23 protein-coding genes are annotated in these 16,907 nt (G+C 33.3%); 9 read left to right on the top strand and 14 right to left on the bottom strand.

The window, feature by feature from the left end; genetic code table 11:
- Positions 1-74: 74 nt before the first annotated feature.
- Both NKOR_RS09790 and NKOR_RS09785 read right to left on the bottom strand, forming a co-directional pair.
- Positions 75-1,241: a glycosyltransferase gene (locus NKOR_RS09790; protein WP_014964189.1), complete on the bottom strand. Its 1,167-nt coding sequence runs from the start codon at positions 1,239-1,241 to the stop codon at positions 75-77.
- A 70-nt stretch (positions 1,242-1,311) separates the two neighbouring features.
- Positions 1,312-2,094 carry a hypothetical protein gene (locus tag NKOR_RS09785; protein ID WP_016939452.1) on the bottom strand — a complete coding sequence of 261 codons (783 nt, stop codon included), beginning with the start codon at positions 2,092-2,094 and terminating at the stop codon, positions 1,312-1,314.
- Between the two features lie 76 nt (positions 2,095-2,170).
- Between NKOR_RS09785 and NKOR_RS09780 the strand changes: the two genes are divergently transcribed.
- Together NKOR_RS09780 and NKOR_RS09775 are read left to right on the top strand one after the other, a co-directional pair.
- Positions 2,171-2,362, top strand: coding sequence for a hypothetical protein (locus NKOR_RS09780; protein ID WP_014964187.1), 192 nt, complete (start codon positions 2,171-2,173; stop codon positions 2,360-2,362).
- Positions 2,363-2,452: 90 nt separating this feature from the next.
- Positions 2,453-3,034: a hypothetical protein gene (locus NKOR_RS09775; protein WP_014964186.1), complete on the top strand. Its 582-nt coding sequence runs from the start codon at positions 2,453-2,455 to the stop codon at positions 3,032-3,034.
- A gap of 77 nt (positions 3,035-3,111) precedes the next feature.
- Here the strand turns inward: NKOR_RS09775 and NKOR_RS09770 are convergent, their stop codons facing one another.
- The 3 genes from NKOR_RS09770 to NKOR_RS09760 are packed head-to-tail and all read right to left on the bottom strand — an operon-like array spanning position 3,112 to position 5,678.
- Complete coding sequence (locus NKOR_RS09770; protein ID WP_014964185.1) at positions 3,112-3,777, bottom strand: hypothetical protein; 666 nt, start codon at positions 3,775-3,777, stop codon at positions 3,112-3,114.
- 31 nt (positions 3,778-3,808) lie between these two features.
- Complete coding sequence (gene sat / locus NKOR_RS09765; RefSeq protein ID WP_026089922.1) at positions 3,809-4,951, bottom strand: sulfate adenylyltransferase; 1,143 nt, start codon at positions 4,949-4,951, stop codon at positions 3,809-3,811.
- Between the two features lies 1 nt (position 4,952).
- Positions 4,953-5,678: a phosphoadenylyl-sulfate reductase gene (locus NKOR_RS09760; protein WP_016939450.1), complete on the bottom strand. Its 726-nt coding sequence runs from the start codon at positions 5,676-5,678 to the stop codon at positions 4,953-4,955.
- A gap of 83 nt (positions 5,679-5,761) precedes the next feature.
- Between NKOR_RS09760 and NKOR_RS09755 the strand changes: the two genes are divergently transcribed.
- The 4 genes from NKOR_RS09755 to NKOR_RS09740 all read left to right on the top strand — a co-directional run bounded on the left by NKOR_RS09755 (position 5,762) and on the right by NKOR_RS09740 (position 9,025).
- Complete coding sequence (locus tag NKOR_RS09755) at positions 5,762-6,877, top strand: THUMP domain-containing protein (protein ID WP_016939449.1); 1,116 nt, start codon at positions 5,762-5,764, stop codon at positions 6,875-6,877.
- 31 nt (positions 6,878-6,908) lie between these two features.
- Entirely contained in the window at positions 6,909-8,144 is a 1,236-nt protein-coding gene (locus tag NKOR_RS09750) for a glycosyl transferase (protein WP_014964181.1), read from the top strand.
- Positions 8,145-8,297: 153 nt separating this feature from the next.
- Positions 8,298-8,609: a hypothetical protein gene (locus tag NKOR_RS09745; protein WP_012214433.1), complete on the top strand. Its 312-nt coding sequence runs from the start codon at positions 8,298-8,300 to the stop codon at positions 8,607-8,609.
- Positions 8,610-8,620: 11 nt separating this feature from the next.
- Entirely contained in the window at positions 8,621-9,025 is a 405-nt protein-coding gene (locus NKOR_RS09740; RefSeq protein WP_014964180.1) for a hypothetical protein, read from the top strand.
- Between the two features lie 7 nt (positions 9,026-9,032).
- On the opposite strand, the gene NKOR_RS09735 is transcribed toward NKOR_RS09740, so the two are convergent.
- The 3 genes from NKOR_RS09735 to NKOR_RS10155 form a co-directional block, all read right to left on the bottom strand.
- Positions 9,033-9,827, bottom strand: a complete 795-nt coding sequence (locus NKOR_RS09735; protein WP_014964179.1) for an SDR family oxidoreductase — start codon at positions 9,825-9,827, stop codon at positions 9,033-9,035.
- Between the two features lie 35 nt (positions 9,828-9,862).
- Positions 9,863-10,879, bottom strand: a complete 1,017-nt coding sequence (locus tag NKOR_RS09730; RefSeq protein ID WP_014964178.1) for a lysylphosphatidylglycerol synthase transmembrane domain-containing protein — start codon at positions 10,877-10,879, stop codon at positions 9,863-9,865.
- 87 nt (positions 10,880-10,966) lie between these two features.
- The gene (locus NKOR_RS10155; RefSeq protein WP_016939448.1) at positions 10,967-11,122 is read right to left on the bottom strand and encodes a hypothetical protein; all 156 of its coding nucleotides are present in this window, start codon (positions 11,120-11,122) and stop codon (positions 10,967-10,969) included.
- A gap of 137 nt (positions 11,123-11,259) precedes the next feature.
- Between NKOR_RS10155 and NKOR_RS09725 the strand changes: the two genes are divergently transcribed.
- From NKOR_RS09725 to NKOR_RS09715, 3 genes are read left to right on the top strand one after another with little or no spacing between them, the layout of a single operon-like run.
- Positions 11,260-12,018, top strand: a complete 759-nt coding sequence (locus tag NKOR_RS09725; RefSeq protein ID WP_026089921.1) for an ATP/GTP-binding protein — start codon at positions 11,260-11,262, stop codon at positions 12,016-12,018.
- Positions 12,018-12,941 carry a homoserine kinase gene (locus NKOR_RS09720; protein WP_014964176.1) on the top strand — a complete coding sequence of 308 codons (924 nt, stop codon included), beginning with the start codon at positions 12,018-12,020 and terminating at the stop codon, positions 12,939-12,941. Before NKOR_RS09725 ends, NKOR_RS09720 begins: the two co-directional genes overlap by 1 nt.
- Positions 12,942-12,952: 11 nt before the next feature.
- Entirely contained in the window at positions 12,953-13,627 is a 675-nt protein-coding gene (locus tag NKOR_RS09715) for a 7-cyano-7-deazaguanine synthase (RefSeq protein WP_014964175.1), read from the top strand.
- Positions 13,628-13,629: 2 nt separating this feature from the next.
- Here the strand turns inward: NKOR_RS09715 and NKOR_RS09710 are convergent, their stop codons facing one another.
- From NKOR_RS09710 to NKOR_RS09685, 6 genes are all read right to left on the bottom strand, one after another.
- Complete coding sequence (locus NKOR_RS09710; protein WP_014964174.1) at positions 13,630-13,884, bottom strand: hypothetical protein; 255 nt, start codon at positions 13,882-13,884, stop codon at positions 13,630-13,632.
- A gap of 40 nt (positions 13,885-13,924) precedes the next feature.
- A complete protein-coding gene (gene folE, locus NKOR_RS09705) occupies positions 13,925-14,482 on the bottom strand; it encodes a GTP cyclohydrolase I FolE (RefSeq protein WP_014964173.1) in 558 nt (185 codons plus the stop codon).
- Between the two features lie 63 nt (positions 14,483-14,545).
- Positions 14,546-15,259 carry a 7-carboxy-7-deazaguanine synthase QueE gene (locus NKOR_RS09700; RefSeq protein ID WP_014964172.1) on the bottom strand — a complete coding sequence of 238 codons (714 nt, stop codon included), beginning with the start codon at positions 15,257-15,259 and terminating at the stop codon, positions 14,546-14,548.
- Positions 15,260-15,300: 41 nt separating this feature from the next.
- On the bottom strand, positions 15,301-15,495 hold the full coding sequence (locus NKOR_RS09695; protein ID WP_014964171.1) for a hypothetical protein: 195 nt from the start codon (positions 15,493-15,495) through the stop codon (positions 15,301-15,303).
- Positions 15,496-15,554: 59 nt separating this feature from the next.
- The gene (locus tag NKOR_RS09690) at positions 15,555-15,905 is read right to left on the bottom strand and encodes a hypothetical protein (protein ID WP_014964170.1); all 351 of its coding nucleotides are present in this window, start codon (positions 15,903-15,905) and stop codon (positions 15,555-15,557) included.
- Entirely contained in the window at positions 15,902-16,906 is a 1,005-nt protein-coding gene (locus tag NKOR_RS09685) for a helix-turn-helix transcriptional regulator (RefSeq protein ID WP_016939446.1), read from the bottom strand. Before NKOR_RS09685 ends, NKOR_RS09690 begins: the two co-directional genes overlap by 4 nt.
- Between the last annotated feature and the right edge of the window lies 1 nt (position 16,907).

The raw sequence follows: 16,907 nt of genomic DNA, 5'->3' as shown, positions 1-16,907 counted from the left end.
CAGGAACCTCTACTTCTACCTTTGAGTAGTTGGGAAAAGACGTAAGTTATTCTTTTTATTTTAATTTCTTAAAACTAGTTTAGTAGGTTTTCTTTGAAAGTAAATTTCTTATTTAATACAAAGTTTCCAAATGCAGCTGTTACTACTGCTAAGATTAACGCTAATGGATACGAAATCTCTGCACCATCTACTAGGAAATAGACCATTCCCAATTGTATTAGTGCACCTAAAGAGCTAAACATGGCAAACTTTCCATACTGTGACATTGTTCTTTTAATTCTAAAGTCTCTATCACCAAAAGTCCAAGCCTTGTTTAAGATGAAATTAGTTGTAATTGAAGCAAGTATTCCAATTACATTTGCATGCAGATACCACATATCGGAAATACCACCTGCAAACAATAATGAGATCAAATAGTTTACAACAAATCCAGAGGCACCTACTGTGTAAAATCTTGCAGCCTTGTAGAGGAATTTTACAGATCTGCGTTTTTCTTGTTCTTCTTGTGGTTTTCCAAAACGATACAGTTTCCAAACTGATTTGTAGTAATCTATAACGGTTTTCAAACCTAGTTTACTTGAACCAAATTTCCTATCTTGAAAGGTATATGGAATTTCTTTAATTGATACATTTTTTGCTTTAACTAGAATTTCTAAAAGGATTTTGTATCCAATTGCATCAATGTTTAACCCAGTTAGAATATTTTTCTTAAATGCAAAAAAGCCAGACATTGGATCTTTAGTGTTAATTCCTAATCCTTTTTTTGCAATCAATGTTGCAAACTTGCTGATTAGTTTTCGTTTTACAGACCAATTTTCAATCTTTCCACCTTTTATGTAACGTGATGCAACTGCGATATCACAATGATGTTTTTTTATTGATTCAATTAATTTTGGAACCACATGTGGAGGATGAGAAAAATCACTATCCATTACAACAATTGTATCACCTGTTGACTGCTGTATGCCTTTTAGTATTGCAGAACCTAAACCATTTTTTGTTCTTCTATGAATTATCTCAATTGTATAATTTGTAATTTTTTTGAAATTTTTTAAGTAATCTTCAACTATTTTTCCTGTTCCATCAGGGGAGTTGTCATCAACAACAATTGCTTGTGCTGAAATATTTTTTGGTAAATTATCCTTTATTGATTTTAATATATTGAGAATATTTTGAGATTCGTTATATGTTGGGATTATAATAGAAACTTGCCCATTTTCTTGAATCTCATGCTGTGACATTATTAAGACACAAAAATTTGTTAGATATTAAATCTTAATTTTAATTTGAAGGCTATGTGTGTTAATTTTTTTAAAGAAAATCTCTTGCCTTATATATAGAAAAATTTTTCTTGGACAGGTAAATTATCATCAGAAACACTGGAATAGTTAAGAGTATTGGGTATCCAAATTCTGGAATTGATTTGTCAGGAGAAATTAGATCTCCCCAGAGACTTGGCGATGCAATAAATGGGTATTTGATAGAATTTGCATTTACTGGCCAACTAAACCATTTCTGTTCAGACCCATCATAAACTGTAATGTAGAAACCATAAACATCATTTTTACCAATTTGTTCAATTGGAATTTTAAATTCGTATGTCATATGAGGGATAGTACTGTATCTATCATTTTGATCTGAAACGCCTGCTACAGCAATAAGTAAATGATGGTTAGGGATATTTTTCCAGTTTCCAACACTAGAGAAATCTGAATTGCCTGAAATTGTAGTTGGGTGTTTAGAACCAGATGCTATCCAGAAACAAAAATCATTAGAGTCAGGAATTTTGTTTTTTTCATTTTTTGTATCAAAACATATTATTGCTTTGTCAATATTAGTATCATTTTTTTTGTCAGATACAAAATCAATCAAGACATAGATGTTTTCATAGTCATGACCAGTTTTCATAACAAAATATTTGCCTTGATCAAAATTAATTTTATCTTCACTTGTCGTTTTCCATTCTTGTAAGAACGTCCATTTTCCATCAAAAATTGTTTTATCGCCATCTGTTCTTTTGGTAATAAAAATTTCATCTGCAAAAGCCAAGTTAAAACTTAATGCAAATAACAAAATTATAGCAATCGTTTGCAATATAATCTAGAATGATGACCGTGTTAAAATTTTTTTCATGATCCTAATTTTTATAGCTAAGTCACCATAATGATATATGAAATCTGGGATTATCATAGCAGTGATAATCGGAGTTATAGGTTTGGGAGTTATTGCCTATTCTCTAGGTACAGAAGAATTTGGTTCGCAAGAAATGATCAATGTTCCAAGTGAGAATGAATCTGTACCAGAAGGCAAAAATCTTTCAATAAATCTCAAGGAGAGTATTGGTGTGGAAGCAAACCCATAATTGCTCAAAATTGTGTTTGGTTCCAAAAAGGATCTAAATAATGCTGAAAAGTGCCATTAGTCTTATTATTAATTAGAATATCACAATATTATGAAAACACAACAAGCAGCAATGTTTGCAGTAGTAGCCGTTGCAGCAGCAGTAGGAGGTATTTTCAGTGCATATCCAACTACAGAGAATTCTGAGATGTATTCCGAATCAAGTAACATTATGGGACACATCACACTAACTGTAGCCGATGTAGATGGAAATATTGTTGATTATGTTCAAACTGACAACTTAGTAGTTGATGTGGGCATAGATACAATGGGTGATCTAATATTTCCAAACATAAACTTGAATGGAAATGCTACTGATAGTCAATTCAGTTGGATTGGTATTGGAACCAATAATACTGCAGCTAATGCATCAGATGTAGGAATTGGTACTGCTATCTCTGGATGTGCCAGAGTACAAGATGGAACAGTTACAGGAGATTCTTCTGTATCTGGAGAAATCACTGTTACAGTAGATGCATCCTTTAGTGGAGCAAATTGTGCAGGAGCAGTAGTTGAAGCAGTATTAATGAATGATGGTTCTAGTGGCGAACTTCTTGCAAGACAAGTATTCAGTGCAGTTAACGTTGGAGCATCTGACACATTAACTGTATCATGGGATATAACCCTCACATAGATATTCTAACATAGAATTCTATTTCTTTTTATTATTTTTTAACAAAAATATTTTGTAATATACAAAGTATTAAAAAATTAAGAACGCTTCTTAGTTAGGAACAGTACTCCAACTATAACTCCAATTCCAGCTGCAACATAAAATGGAAACATTGCAAATGCATTCTTTGAGGGATCACCTGACAAAAATTCTAAAACCATACTTCCAGAATTAACTGCAGGAGGATCAGTAGAACCTTCCATTCCATATACAGAGTAAGAACCAATCGCAAATTCTCCAATATCCAGATTGGTAACAACGATTCTTGCTCCATTGTTTACAGTAAGACCTGCTCTGTCAGTAAATGATATGATTGATTTTGCTTGAGGATACCAACCTCTTTCCAGATCACTGTGAACTACAATGTATCCCTCTTTTGGAGTTTGTACTGCAACCCAAAACTTGTAGTCAGGAATTGAACCCATTCCCACTTCGATAAACTCATCCTCAGTATCAACATCATAAAGTCTAAAGACTGCATTTCCATCAGGATTTGCATAAAGAAGATTGTTATCAATTGTTACTTGCCAGCTGACCGCATGAACGTCATCTAGTGTAACAATAGGTGCATCACGTAAAACTCGATTAAATTCTTCAGCAGGAATCTCTATTGTATCAATGATCAGCGACGGATTTACCTCTTGAGCAAATGCAGGAGCAATAAAAATTCCAGAAATCAAAATTATTGCAAACAGATATCTCATTGAGCTAGTGCAAGTCTGATTGAATAAATATCTAATCAACAAAAGGTTTTGGATGATTCAAGATAACTTGTGCAACCTCCGGTCTTAGAATAAATTCAGAAGGTGCTTGTCCATTTTGAATCATTTCTCTTAGTGCGGTTCCGCTGATTTGCTCTTTGTCATCATTGTCATGCGGACATGCCTTTGGAGTTGTGTAGGTAAGGCATTTTCTGCAATAGAAGAATGGTGGGAAGAACACGGGAGATATATCCAGTTCGGGATAGTCTGAAAAGATTTCTTGTGCTGCAAATGGTTCGTAGAACTTTCCAACACCTGCATGATCTCTACCAATAATGATATGAGTGCAACCGTAGTTTTGTCTCATAATTGCGTGGTGAATTGCCTCTTTTGGTCCAGCATATTTCATTTCAGTGTGTAAAGTGCCAAGACGACATCTATTTTCTGGATAGTATAATTTTATCATGGTTTCATAGCATTTTACGATGACTTCATCCACAAAGTCACCAGATTTTTTCTTTCCAATGATTGGATTAACAAAGACTCCATCTCTTGTCGTAATTGATGTTTTTTGTAGCATCTCATGTGCTACATGTGGAGGATTTCTTGTCTGAAATGCACAAATGGTTTTCCATCCAGCTTGTGCAAATGCCTCTCTAGTTTGTTTTGGAGTTAGTCTGTATTTTCTAATCTCAGAGTCTTCAGGTCTCTGAATATAGTCAATCTTTCCTGAAACAAGATAGTCTTTCATTGACATTGTCTTTGCAACACCTGGATGAGAAGAGTCAGTTGTCCCATAGACTCCTTGTGATGTTTTTTCTTTATCAAAAGTATACACTTCTTCTACATTTAATACAGCAACGCCTACCCCTTGAGGATTTTGTAGTAAGACTTTGCCTGACTCTTTCATTTTAGAGCCTGTTTGCTCATCAACATCCAGTACAATTGGTATGGTCCATGCTAGATCATTTGCCAATCTACCTCGAGATACAACACTCTCAAAATCTTGTTGACCTAGAAATCCTTCCAATGGACTAAAGATTCCGTCTGCAATATTTTCAACATCATTTGCAAGATCTTCTGAAATTGTAATTGAGAATAATCCGGTAGGATCAACATTTGTAATTCTATTTACTAATACTCCGCCATGTGGTTTAATTGAACCATTTTCTGACATGTTAATCCTCATTTTTACGCTCTATATGAAGGCCACACTCTTTGTGCTCTCCTTGTTCCCACCACCATCTTCCTGCTCGAATGTCTTCTCCAGGTTTTATTGGTCGTGTACAAGGTTCACATCCAATACTGGGATAACCTTTGTCAAGAAGGCTATTGTATGGCAAGTTGTGTTTTTTGATATGTTCTTGAATCTGATCCCATGTCCAATCAATTATTGGGTTAATCTTTAGGATACCACCATGACCATGATCAAGTTGAAACATTGTAACGTCTTCTCTGATTTTGGTCTGTTCTCGTCGTAGTCCAGTAATCCATCCATCTAGAGTGCTTAACATTTTGTTCATTGGATGTACTTTACGTATTTCACAGCAAAGTTTTCTGTTTTCAACACTTTCATAGAACAGATTAAGGCCTTTCTCTTTAACCATGTCTTCAACTTCTTTGGTATCAGGAAACAACACTTCTATTGTAATGTTGTATTTTTTTCTCAAGACATCCATAATATCATAGGTCTCTTGTGGCAATCGTCCTGTATCTAATGTAAAAAACCTGAATTTAGGATTAATTTTTAGCATCATATCCATAACAACTGCATCTTCAGCGCCAAAGCTAGAAGCTTTTGCAACTTTAGGATGAAGGTTATCTGATACCCATTGAAGAGCTTCTTCAGCTGTCTTTATCTTTGAGTTAAGATCATAAATTTGTTCTTGCGTAAATCTAGTCACACATTCAATTGAAGTATTTGTTTTATATTGATTACCCGAATTTTGTCCTAAATTATAAACAAGTATATTTTCAAATAGAAAATATGGATGAAATGTCATATGTAGTAGTTTTTCCAACCATATTTTCAAAAAATAAAATTCCACAACTAATTTCAAATATCAAAAAAATTTTGAAGATAAAAAATCAACAATTCAATTCAGTTAAACGTGATGGAGAAATTATTCTAGTAGATGCCAATGATCCTGTATTTGCATCATCTGCAATCAATATGCTTTTTGGAATAAAAGAGATTGCAATTGCAAAACAAATAAAAAATAATTATCAAAATATTGTTTCTGAAATTACTTCTATAGGAGGGAATCTTCTCCTAAAAGGTGAAAAATTCTTAGTCAGGGTTGAAGGAACATCAAAAGGTTTTCTTGCAAAAGATGTGGAGATTGCTGCAACATCAAATATTATAGAAAAAAAATCAAAGCTGGGTGCTCATCCAGGAACTGATCTAGATTATGACAAATTGTTGTATACATATCTTACAAAAAATAATGCATATATCTGCATATTTTCAGATAAAGGAAAAGGTGGAATTCCATATCAATCACAAAGTCAAAAGACAATTTGTGCAGTATATGACGAATTATCTGCAGTATCTTGTTATGAAACAATAAAACAAGGATATGATACAAAAGTAATAGTTTGTTATAGACAGAAATCTGAATTAATGAATTTAGCTAAAGTTCTAAACCAAATTATTCCAAGACTCGTTCAAGAAAAAATTGAATTAGAATTCTTTCATCTAAAAATAAATCCAAATGGAATCAAGAATTATTTGACATATGTGAATTCAATTTTAGAGATAATGTTACAATACTCAAATAAACGAGTGTCGTTGGCTTTATCACCACTGGTATTTTCTTCAGATTTTATTGATAATGCATTAAAACTAGTATTTACAAAAAAGAAAATTCCATTAATTCCATTATCTGGCGTAGACACAAGTTTGTTTGAGGAAGCAAAAGAAATCGGTTTGGAAAAAAGTATAAAGAAATTAGAAAAGATTGTGACTATTAGCTCCTATGAAATTCCATCTTTTGCAAAAAAACAAGTCGAAAATGCCCAAAAAACTAAAAAAATGATTTCTATTCAGGTAGGACCAAACAATGTTCACGATATTTTAGATTCGCTAGAAGAAAATCACTGAGAATTTAAACGGCATATTTGGTTTCAATATTGTGCTCAAAATAGGAGAATTCATCTACCCGTGGGGAAGTGGCCATTATTCTAGAATGATGAGACTAAACGAAGTTCTTGGAAAATACATCAAAGAAGAGTTCGAGGTTCATTTTTCAAGCAAGGATCATGTGTATGAAAAATTACTAAAAAGATTCCCAGATCAAAGGGAAAAAATTCATGAAATTTTGATGCCAACTCCAATTGACGGGAAGTTTGGTCCAAGTGTTTCAATGTCCTTGATGAATTTGTTACTACCAATCTCAAAAAATCCACCTCTAGTTAGGCAAATTGCAAATTATCTTAGAGAAGAAAGAAAGCTCTACGACAAAGAAAAATTTGATTTGGTAATTAATGATGGAGACATGGGATCAAATATCTTAGCAAAAAATAGAAACATACCAAGTTTATTTATAACAAATCAATTTAGACCCAAATTGTATAATTCCAGATCATATCTATATCCATCACTAATTTTTATTGCAAAACAGATTTTAAAAGCAACAAAAATTCTTGTCGCAGATTCTCCACCACCATATACAATGTGTGAGTATAACCTAAATTTCATAAAAGAAGCTGAAGAAAAAGTAATTTATGTTGGACACTTTACAAATAGCAAAAAAATTAACAAAGTTGAAAGTTCTGATCTTGAAAAACTAATCGAAAATAGTGAATTTGGTTATTGGATGAGAACAGGAAACAAATCAACAAATGATGGAACAGGTCAAAGATATGAAGAAGTATTTCAACAAGATAAGATGAAAAATGAAAGAAGAATTATTTCTCATGCAAGAAATGATCCAAAAATTGATTCAGTGATTGGAAAAGACGGAAAAAGATATTCAATATCTGATGCACTAGACAAAAAAATAGATTGGATTCAGATTGATGTTGGATTTCTGTCGGAGCAAGAAAAAGATACCGTGTTGGATTTATGCAGATATGCAGTAGTAAATGGTTCTCATACTGTTATGGGTGAAATCATGGGTGGAAAGTCAAAACCTATTATCGGAATCCCAATCTATGATGAGCATACAAACAACATCAGATGGGCTCAGGAGAAGAATCTAGGAGTATTAGCTACAAAAACAAATCAAGTAATTGAGGGAATTTTCAAAATTAGAGAGAATTACGAGGAATTTTCAGGGAATTTAAGGGAATTTTCTAAAAATTTTGTTCCAGATGGTGCTGAAAATTCAGCGAAGATTGCTGCCCAAACCTTGGAAGAAAAGAGATAATACATTATTTTTTGAATTTTGCTCATCTGGCACGCGGGATTTCGATGGGCGAACGGACCGAAAGGGATGATGAAAAAATCCGCGTGTCAGATGTATATCGATCAGTTAACAATGTGGGAACGCTTTTATGGAAAAAATTAAGTCAAATCATCAGTGCCTAACTGTCCAGAATGTACACACAGAGAGAGAAAAAAGATTCAAGAAAAATATGAATCAGAAGTTCCTGAAGAAGAAAGAAGCAGAGAGGATCTTTTCAAATTATATGATGAAATTGACATTCCAATGAAAATGGATGAGAAGAATAGAAGAAATTTTGTCTGTAAGCGATGTGGCCTTTATGCTACTAGAGAACAAGTTTCAGATATCAGATACAAACTCAACCAAAAAGAAAGAACACGTGATGATAAACATGACGACTATTTAGAATGGTGGTCAAAAAGTAAGAAAGAAAAAGCAGAAAATTAGCGTGAGTTATTATGGTAAAAAAGAAGAAAGAAGATGAAATTCCTGAATGGGTTACAGATGAAATCCAAAATGCAAAATTTAAGAAACCTGAGGAATTAAAAAAATCAGGATACATTTTAGAATTTTATTATGAAGATAACAAAATTGATGTTCAGTTGTATGATGCAGTAGAAGATGGACGACATATAGTTACTATGAATGTTCCAAAAAGCATCAAAATGGATGACTTGTTGAAAGGAGAAGTTTATGAATTTGTTTTTGACCAACACAAAGCACCACTTAGCAAAAAAGTCTCAGAGTATTTAGAAAAGGAAAAAGAGATTGAAATGAATGCAATTTACCAATTTGATTTAAAATCACTTGAATTGTTAGATGTAGGCTCTAGTGAAGCCGAAGATGATGACGCTGAAGAATAATTTAAAATCATTCTACAGAATCTAATTGTTTTTTGAAAGATTTTCCTATAATAGGATTTATGAAATAAGGAAAGGTATGTTTTAACCAAACAGCACCCCTTACTACAGAAGGAACAATAATTTCCAGTCTTGAAGAATTTGCAGCCCTTAGAATTGCTTTTGCTACAGTATTAGAACTAAGTGATGTTGGAGAATATTTTGGCATTTTTTCAAAAGAAGGATGATCAAAGAAATCTGTTCTAACCATTATTGGGCTAACTACGGTAATTCCCACTCCAGTATCTTTTAGTTCATGTTTGAGACCTTCTGAGAATCCCAGCATTGCAAATTTTGATGCACAGTAAGATGCAATTCCTGGAAGACCAAAGCTTGCAGCAACCGAAGCAACATTAACAATATGACCAGATTTTTTTTCCAACATAAATGGAAGAAAATTTTTGATACAATATACCATTCCAAAGTAATTTGTTTCCATTTGGGATTCTATTTCATCAATAGATAGTTCTTTTACAGAACCATATATTGCAAAACCTGCATTATTTACTAACACATCAATAGAGTCAAATTTTTCTAAAACAGTTTTTGACATTTCTTTTACTTGTTCTTTATTTGATACATCACACTGACAAACAAGAGTTACGATACTGAATTTTTTTAATTCATTTGCAAGTTCATCAAGCTTTTCTTTTCTTCTTGCAACTAGAATTATGTTAGCACCCAATTTTGCAAATTCAATTGCAGTCTGTTTCCCAATCCCAGATGAAGCACCAGTTATTAGAATAGTTTTATTTTTGAAATCCACAAATCAAAAAAAATCGTTTATAGATAAAGTGGTTTCTATGTAGCTTGAGGTTTTGAAATTCTACTCAAGGCCAACTTTACTAAAAGCAACCAAGTAACCACAATTGGCACGTAGTATGTTGCAATTCTCCAGCCTATTACTGCATCCCAAGCAAGACCACCTTCAGAAATATCAAAGTCAAATGGATTTAGGTTATTTAGATATGCTACAATTCCAAATTCAGCAAGACCTGAACCGCCTATGGTAATTGGAAGATTTCCAATTGCATTTGCACCCATTACTGCCATAATAGAATCAAACGCACTAACAACATATCCAGTTCCTAGCCCAATTATCATAAATGAGATACCATAAAATGACCATGATGCAAGTGAGAAGAAGAATGATATTGTGAAAACTTTTTTTGATTCAGAAGTTTTTAGGTTTTCTCTACTCATTGTACATACTTCTTTCATCCAAGAGTTTGTTTGGTCAATATACTTTACACCTTTTTCTTTTCCAAATCTTTTAACAAGATTTCCCAGAATCTTGGGAACTTGGAATGTACGTTTAGATGATAAAAAGAAGAGCACCATCCATAGAGATGTTACAATAATACTAGTTCCTAAAACCACTGCTGCAACTACATATGCACCATTTAACAATGCAATTATTCCTGCCATTATAGATAACAAACCGCCTGCAAAAACTTCTGTCACTATATCCATGATGGCAATCCATGTTGATTTGGATGGTTTTACACCCTTTTTGTGCAAATAATAGATCACAATAAACTCTGCACCAATAAACATTGGAGTTGTAAATTTGATAAATTCGCTACCAACACGAACACCAGTTAGTTTCAAAAAAGAATCAAAACTACCAAGATATTTTCTTGTAATGTATGCAAATTTGACTCCTTGTAGACCCAACTTAATCAGCATTGCGACAACAGCACCAATAAATGGAAAAAACCCAATTGCTAACACATCTTCTAATTTAATATCAAATTGAATAGCTATAATGAAAATAGGTATAAGGGTAGCAGGAATAGCTGCAAGTCTCCAATTCATTTAATGATTTTTTTGAAGAATCAAATATGAAAGTTGAGAAATCTGACTGTGGAGATTTTTTTACGCCTAAAGTTAGGCACAAATTTTCTATGGAATTGATGATTTTTGGTGTTTTTGAAGCTCCTCTCTGATTTCACCAAATAATGAATCCAGTAACTCAAAATCAGATAATTTGTTTTCCTCAAGTAATTTTACAACTAGTTCTTTGAGACGTGTTTCTTTTTCAAATACGCTTTGAATCACAAATAAGGTATAATTTTCTTAGTTAAAGATCAAGTGGAATTTAATTATGATTTTTGATACCAATTTGGTATTTTCATAGATTAGATGATCATAATCAAGCTAGTTTGAAATATAAGCAAATTATGAATCAGACTGGATTGAAAACTATTTTTGTTTCTGGAACTGCTGGATCTGGAAAATCATTGCTGTCATCAAAACTGTATGATTACTATACAAAGAATGGAGCCTTTACGTCTATTTTGAATTTAGATCCAGGAGTAGAAAACTTGTCATACAGTTGTGATGTTGATGTAAGAGATTTTGTAGACATTGTATCTATCATGCAACAATATGATCTTGGTCCCAATGGTGCAGTAGTAATGGCTGCAGATTTGATCGCATCAAAGATTGATGACATTCAGAATGAAGTAAACAGAGTAAATCCTGATTATCTAATAGTTGACACTCCAGGTCAAATTGAGTTATTTGCGTATCGTTCTAGTGGACGTTTTCTAATAGATAATATTTCATCAGAAGAGAAAACAAGTATTTTTCTTTTTGATGGTGCATTAATTACAACTCCAGTAAATTTTGTTTCAATTGCACTTCTGGCAACATCAATTAGATTACGTTTGAACTTGCCAACAGTTAATGTATTAACAAAAACCGATCTCATTGGAGCAAATCTCAAAAATATTCTACAATGGTCAACTAGTTTGAGCACACTAGAGAATGCTATTGCAAAAGATGCAGATGGTGATACCTATACATTAACAACAAACATTTTGAGAGGTTTGAATCTGAGTGGATTTGCCCAAGGATTGATTCCAATTTCAAATGTGACTGGTGATGGGTTTGTCAATTTGGAGGGAGCTCTTAGCAGAATTCTTAACTTGGGTGAGGAGGTAGAAGATTAGTGGTATCAAAGATTACAGTAAAGGCACCTTCATCTACTGCAAATTTAGGTCCAGGATTTGATGTGTTTGGTTTGGCAATTGATGCATTTTACGACGAAGTGACTCTAACAAAAACCAAAAGTGGAATTACAATAGTTACTGATGACAACATTCCAACAGAACCACAAAACAACACAGCAGGATTAGTTGTTCAAAATATGAAAAAAAAATTCAAAATAAAGAGTGGTGTTGAAATTAAAATCAAAAAAGGTGTTCCTGCAGGATTTGGGATGGGCAGTAGTGCTGCATCAGCTGCAGCTACTGCAGTAGCATTTGATAAATTATTTGAATTAAAACTGGATGGAAATTCGTTAGTAGAATTTGCAGGTTCTGGTGAAAAAGCTAGTGCAGGTTCTGTTCATTATGATAATGTTGCTGCTTCTGTTTTAGGTGGGTTTGTAATTGTCAAAACAAATCCATTACAAGTAATTAGAATAGATCCTCCAACAAATCTTAGAATGTGTGTGGCTGTTCCAAAACTTGATGTTCCTAAAAAAAAGACAAAAGTTTCAAGAGGCGTCATTCCAAAGAAAATCAAATTAACAGATAGTATTTTGAATTTATCAAATGCATCAGCTATTGTTGCAGGATTTATGAAAAAAGATCCTAACTTGATTGGAAATTCTATTAAAGATGTAATAGTAGAGCCCGCAAGACAGCATATGATTCCAGGATTTTCCAAGGTCAAACAAAATGCTCTAAAAGCAGGGGCATTAGGTGTTACAATTAGTGGTGCAGGACCTTCTGTAATCGCATTTTCCAAGAGTTCTGCAAATTTGAAGAAGATCAGTTCAGCAATGTCAAAAGGATTTACATCAGCAAATACAAAGTGCCAGACAGTAATCTGTAAACCAAGTAAGGGTGCTGCAGACAAAAGAAAATGATTTGATGAATTATGAAAAAAGCAGTTGTTGTTTTTAGTGGAGGAATAGACTCTGTTTGTGCAGTATCATTTCTGAAATCAAAATATGAGTTGTATGGAATTACCTTTTCATATGGACAAAAAGCAAGTATGGAGATTTCTGCTGCAAAAACTTTTGCAAAGAAACTTGGACTAAAACAACACAAGATTATTGATATTGGTTTTATGAAAGATCTTTATGGAAATTCTAATGTTTTGACAAGTTCCAAAAGAAAGATTCCGAGCAAGTTTGAGTATTCTATTGTAGTTCCAATCAGAAATGCAGTGTTTCTATCTGTTGCATCAGCCTGGGCATATACACTCAATGCATCCCTAGTGGTATATGGAGCACATACTGGAGACAAGCACTATCCTGATTGCAGACCGGTTTTTGCAAAAAAGCTAGAGGCTGCGTTTAATCAAGGAGAAATAGATGGGATTAATTCAAAATTAAGAAAAAAAATAGAGATTTGGTCTCCATACAGACAAAGACTATCAAAAAGTGATCTATTAAAGAAAGGAGAAACAGTATTGGGAAATTCCATCTTTAAAACTTGGAGTTGTTATTCAAACAAAAAATTTCACTGTGGGGTTTGTGAGTCATGCAACAACAGAAAGATTGCATTTGAAAAAGCAAACATTACAGATAAAACAAGATATCTAAAATAATCCTAATATCTATTTTTTAGAATCTTCTTTTTTAGGATAAATCCTCTTATTCCAATGTACCAAGCTAAAAAGATCAATCCAGTAATTCCCCACCAGATATAGTTTTGAATTTCAGGGGATAACTCTGTGAGAGTACCAACAACCTCTCTTGCAACCAGCATACAGACTGCAAGAACTATTGCAAATTCAATTGCATACCATGTAAAACTAGGCCAAGATTCTTTTGGAATGTGAACAATTTTTCTTCCATCATCCATGATTTTTTTGAAATATAATCGATATTTAATTTTTCATATGTCAAAAGGAAGAATCAGAGGCACGTTTTCGAATTAATGTCATAATACTCTCTTTTTCCTCTTTATTTTCATAAATTCCTCTAAATGCTGATGAGGAAAGTGTTGCATCATTTCTAACACCACGCATTTTCATACAAAGATGTTCTGCATCAGCTAAAACTACCACTCCTTTTACACCCTGAGAATACAATTCATCTGCAATATTCTTTGTTAGTCGTTCTTGTATTTGGAGTCTCTTTGAGTATTTTTCTACTAGTCTTACTAGTTTTGAAATTCCAAAAACTCTTCCATTTGGTGAATATGCAATGTGTATTTTACCAAAGAACGGAAGCATGTGATGTTCACACATTGAGTAAAACTGGATATCACGTGCAATAACTACATCAGAATCTTCTGAGAACTGAACAGCCAACTCTGAATCAGAATCATATCCAGAAAAGATTTCTTTGTACATGTTTGCAATTCTTTCAGGAGTTTCACGTAGGCCCTCACGAGTTGGATCTTCTCCAACTTCAATGATTAATTCTCTGACGAGTTTCTTTACCCGGTCTTCATCCATTTTGATGATTTGAGACAATTTTTCTAGTATTTGAACCTAATCTGACTGTTAGGCAGATGATACCTATGGAGCCCCAATGAATTTATGCAATTGAGGAACAACTTTGACGTCAACATAATGAGGAAAAACAACATCGTACAAACTTAGTAAGAGATCAAGAGAGGGTTCTGCAATGCCATATGTTGGTTGAATAATAAATCCATCAATATCATTTTTTGAGACAGTATCAAAGATTTGATTTACTAATTCTTTGAAATCATCAGGTTTAGTTTTGGAGCTGACAACCACCTTGATGTATGTTATTTTCTTTGCACGAACAGAAGATTCTAGACATTTCATGGTGTGACCAATTAATTTATCATAATGCTGTGAATCAACAAAGTCTGAATCTTTTGTTTTGAATTCAATCTTTACAATATCAATAAATGGTAACACATGATTAAATCTGTCAACATCAAAACATGAAGATTCAAGATATGTGGGAATTTTTTTGTCTTGTATATGTTTTGCAAGTAATGCAACTGCTTGATGTTGAATAAGCGGATCCCCGCCTGTAAAATTTACTTTGTATGTTTGGTTTTTTAAATTAGAGTCAATCAATTGGTTTGCTTCTTCAATACTGTATTCGGTTCCAGAATCAAGTGGAAGAGATTCTTTAGTATCACAATAAAAACAGGTAAAAGGACATCCTGCAAGTCTTACAAAAAGTGTCTTTGTTCCATAGAGAATTCCTTCGCCTTCAACAGATGTAAATATCTCAAATAATCTTACTTTCAAGTAACAATAGTAATTTTTTTCATTATTTATTCAATGAGTTTCTAATGCATTACTGGTTCTTTGGTGTAAAACAATCCAGAGATAAAGAACACTATGCCTAAAATTCCAATAGTACTTCCAACAAGTTCTACTTGATTTTGAAGATCTCCTTCCAATGGAGCCCATAACCATGCCATCAAAGCACCAACTATAATCATTGGAATCCCTACTCCAACTGTAATTGCTTTAGATGCCATGCTCGATCCTGTATGGAAAATCTATAATAAGTTTATGATAATTTTTGTAGATTTGAAAATTATTGGTTGAGATTAACTATGAGTTGTTTTGCATTGATGATAATGTTTTGATAATCATAACTAATTACATAGAGTAACGCATATGAACCATTAGGAAATGGCGTGACATGATTGATGGTCATGTTATTACCAGTTGTAAAGTCTACAACATTTGGATTACAACTAACACAGCCAATTTTATAATTTTCAGCTGAACTATCATGATTCCAAGTAATATGCACAGTTGCTGAATGACCAGTATAATTTGAGACAGATGTGTTAACAATGTCTAGAGGTTCTGCAAATACGTCATTAGTAGAGATAACACCTATTGCAAATACCAACAATGCTAGTAATGCTAAACTCTTCAATTTTCTTCCTCCAAATCATTTCGTAATTTAACCATGTTTAAAAGATCTTTTTTATAAATTTCAACTATACCTAGTCTTTCTAGTCTTTTCACTGCTCTCCACATAGTAGTTCTTGGTTGAAGAAATTTTTTCCTTAGATCACTTTCAAATACTTCTCCGCCATTTTGAGAGATGAATTTAACAATCTCTTTGTCGTCTTCTCTCATATCAGGTCTAAGATTGAAAATTGTATCTGGATTAGGTGAATCTTTTGTTGGTTTTGTAATTTGAATTACCTCTGTTTTTAGTTGAGGTTTTGATTGTCTCTTCTTTACTATAATTACAGAGGCAACTGTTGCAGCTGCAATTGGGCCAACTATCAGACCAATAGTTACAGAATCAAATGAAGATTCAGATGTAGGTGCAGGTATATCTACAGGAGTACTAAAGATATAATCAATTTTAGCAGGGCCAGATGGAATGTCCAGTTTGATTTGGCTATCAAGTTGTTCCATGTTTTCAGGCAAAACATTCATTCCCACAATTACGGAATTTTCTGGCATCAGTAAAGAGTAGTTTACGGGAGAGTCAAACGAAAATGTCCAGATTCTGCCTTCTTTAGAAATCAGATCATGAATATCATAATTTACAATAATAGAGGAACTACCATCTGTTTGGATCATTGCTTTGTCTGCAATGATATTTCTAGATAAAGTAGTGTCATCCTCACCAAGTACAACAAAGTTATCAATAGATGAGCCAAAAAGACTCAGTTCAAAGTTTGAGGAATCCACATCAATTTGGGAGGAAATATGTGTAGAACCATCAGTATTGATGATTAAATCAAGAGTACGAGTGGCGGAAAATGAGGTCTGCAAAGGCATCGTTAGTGCTACAACCAGCAATCCTGCAACAATTAGAGGTGCATTAACCATTGTATCGATGATACCATCAGTCCTTACAAAAAGCATTCCATCTTCTCGAAACTCGGTCCTATGAATTGGTACGATTTGTTGGTTCATT

It is taken from the genome of Candidatus Nitrosopumilus koreensis AR1 (genome assembly GCF_000299365.1).
Classification (GTDB): domain Archaea; phylum Thermoproteota; class Nitrososphaeria; order Nitrososphaerales; family Nitrosopumilaceae; genus Nitrosopumilus; species Nitrosopumilus koreensis.
Note: the sequence above shows the minus strand (reverse complement) of the source record. Positions and strands in the feature narration are given on the sequence as shown.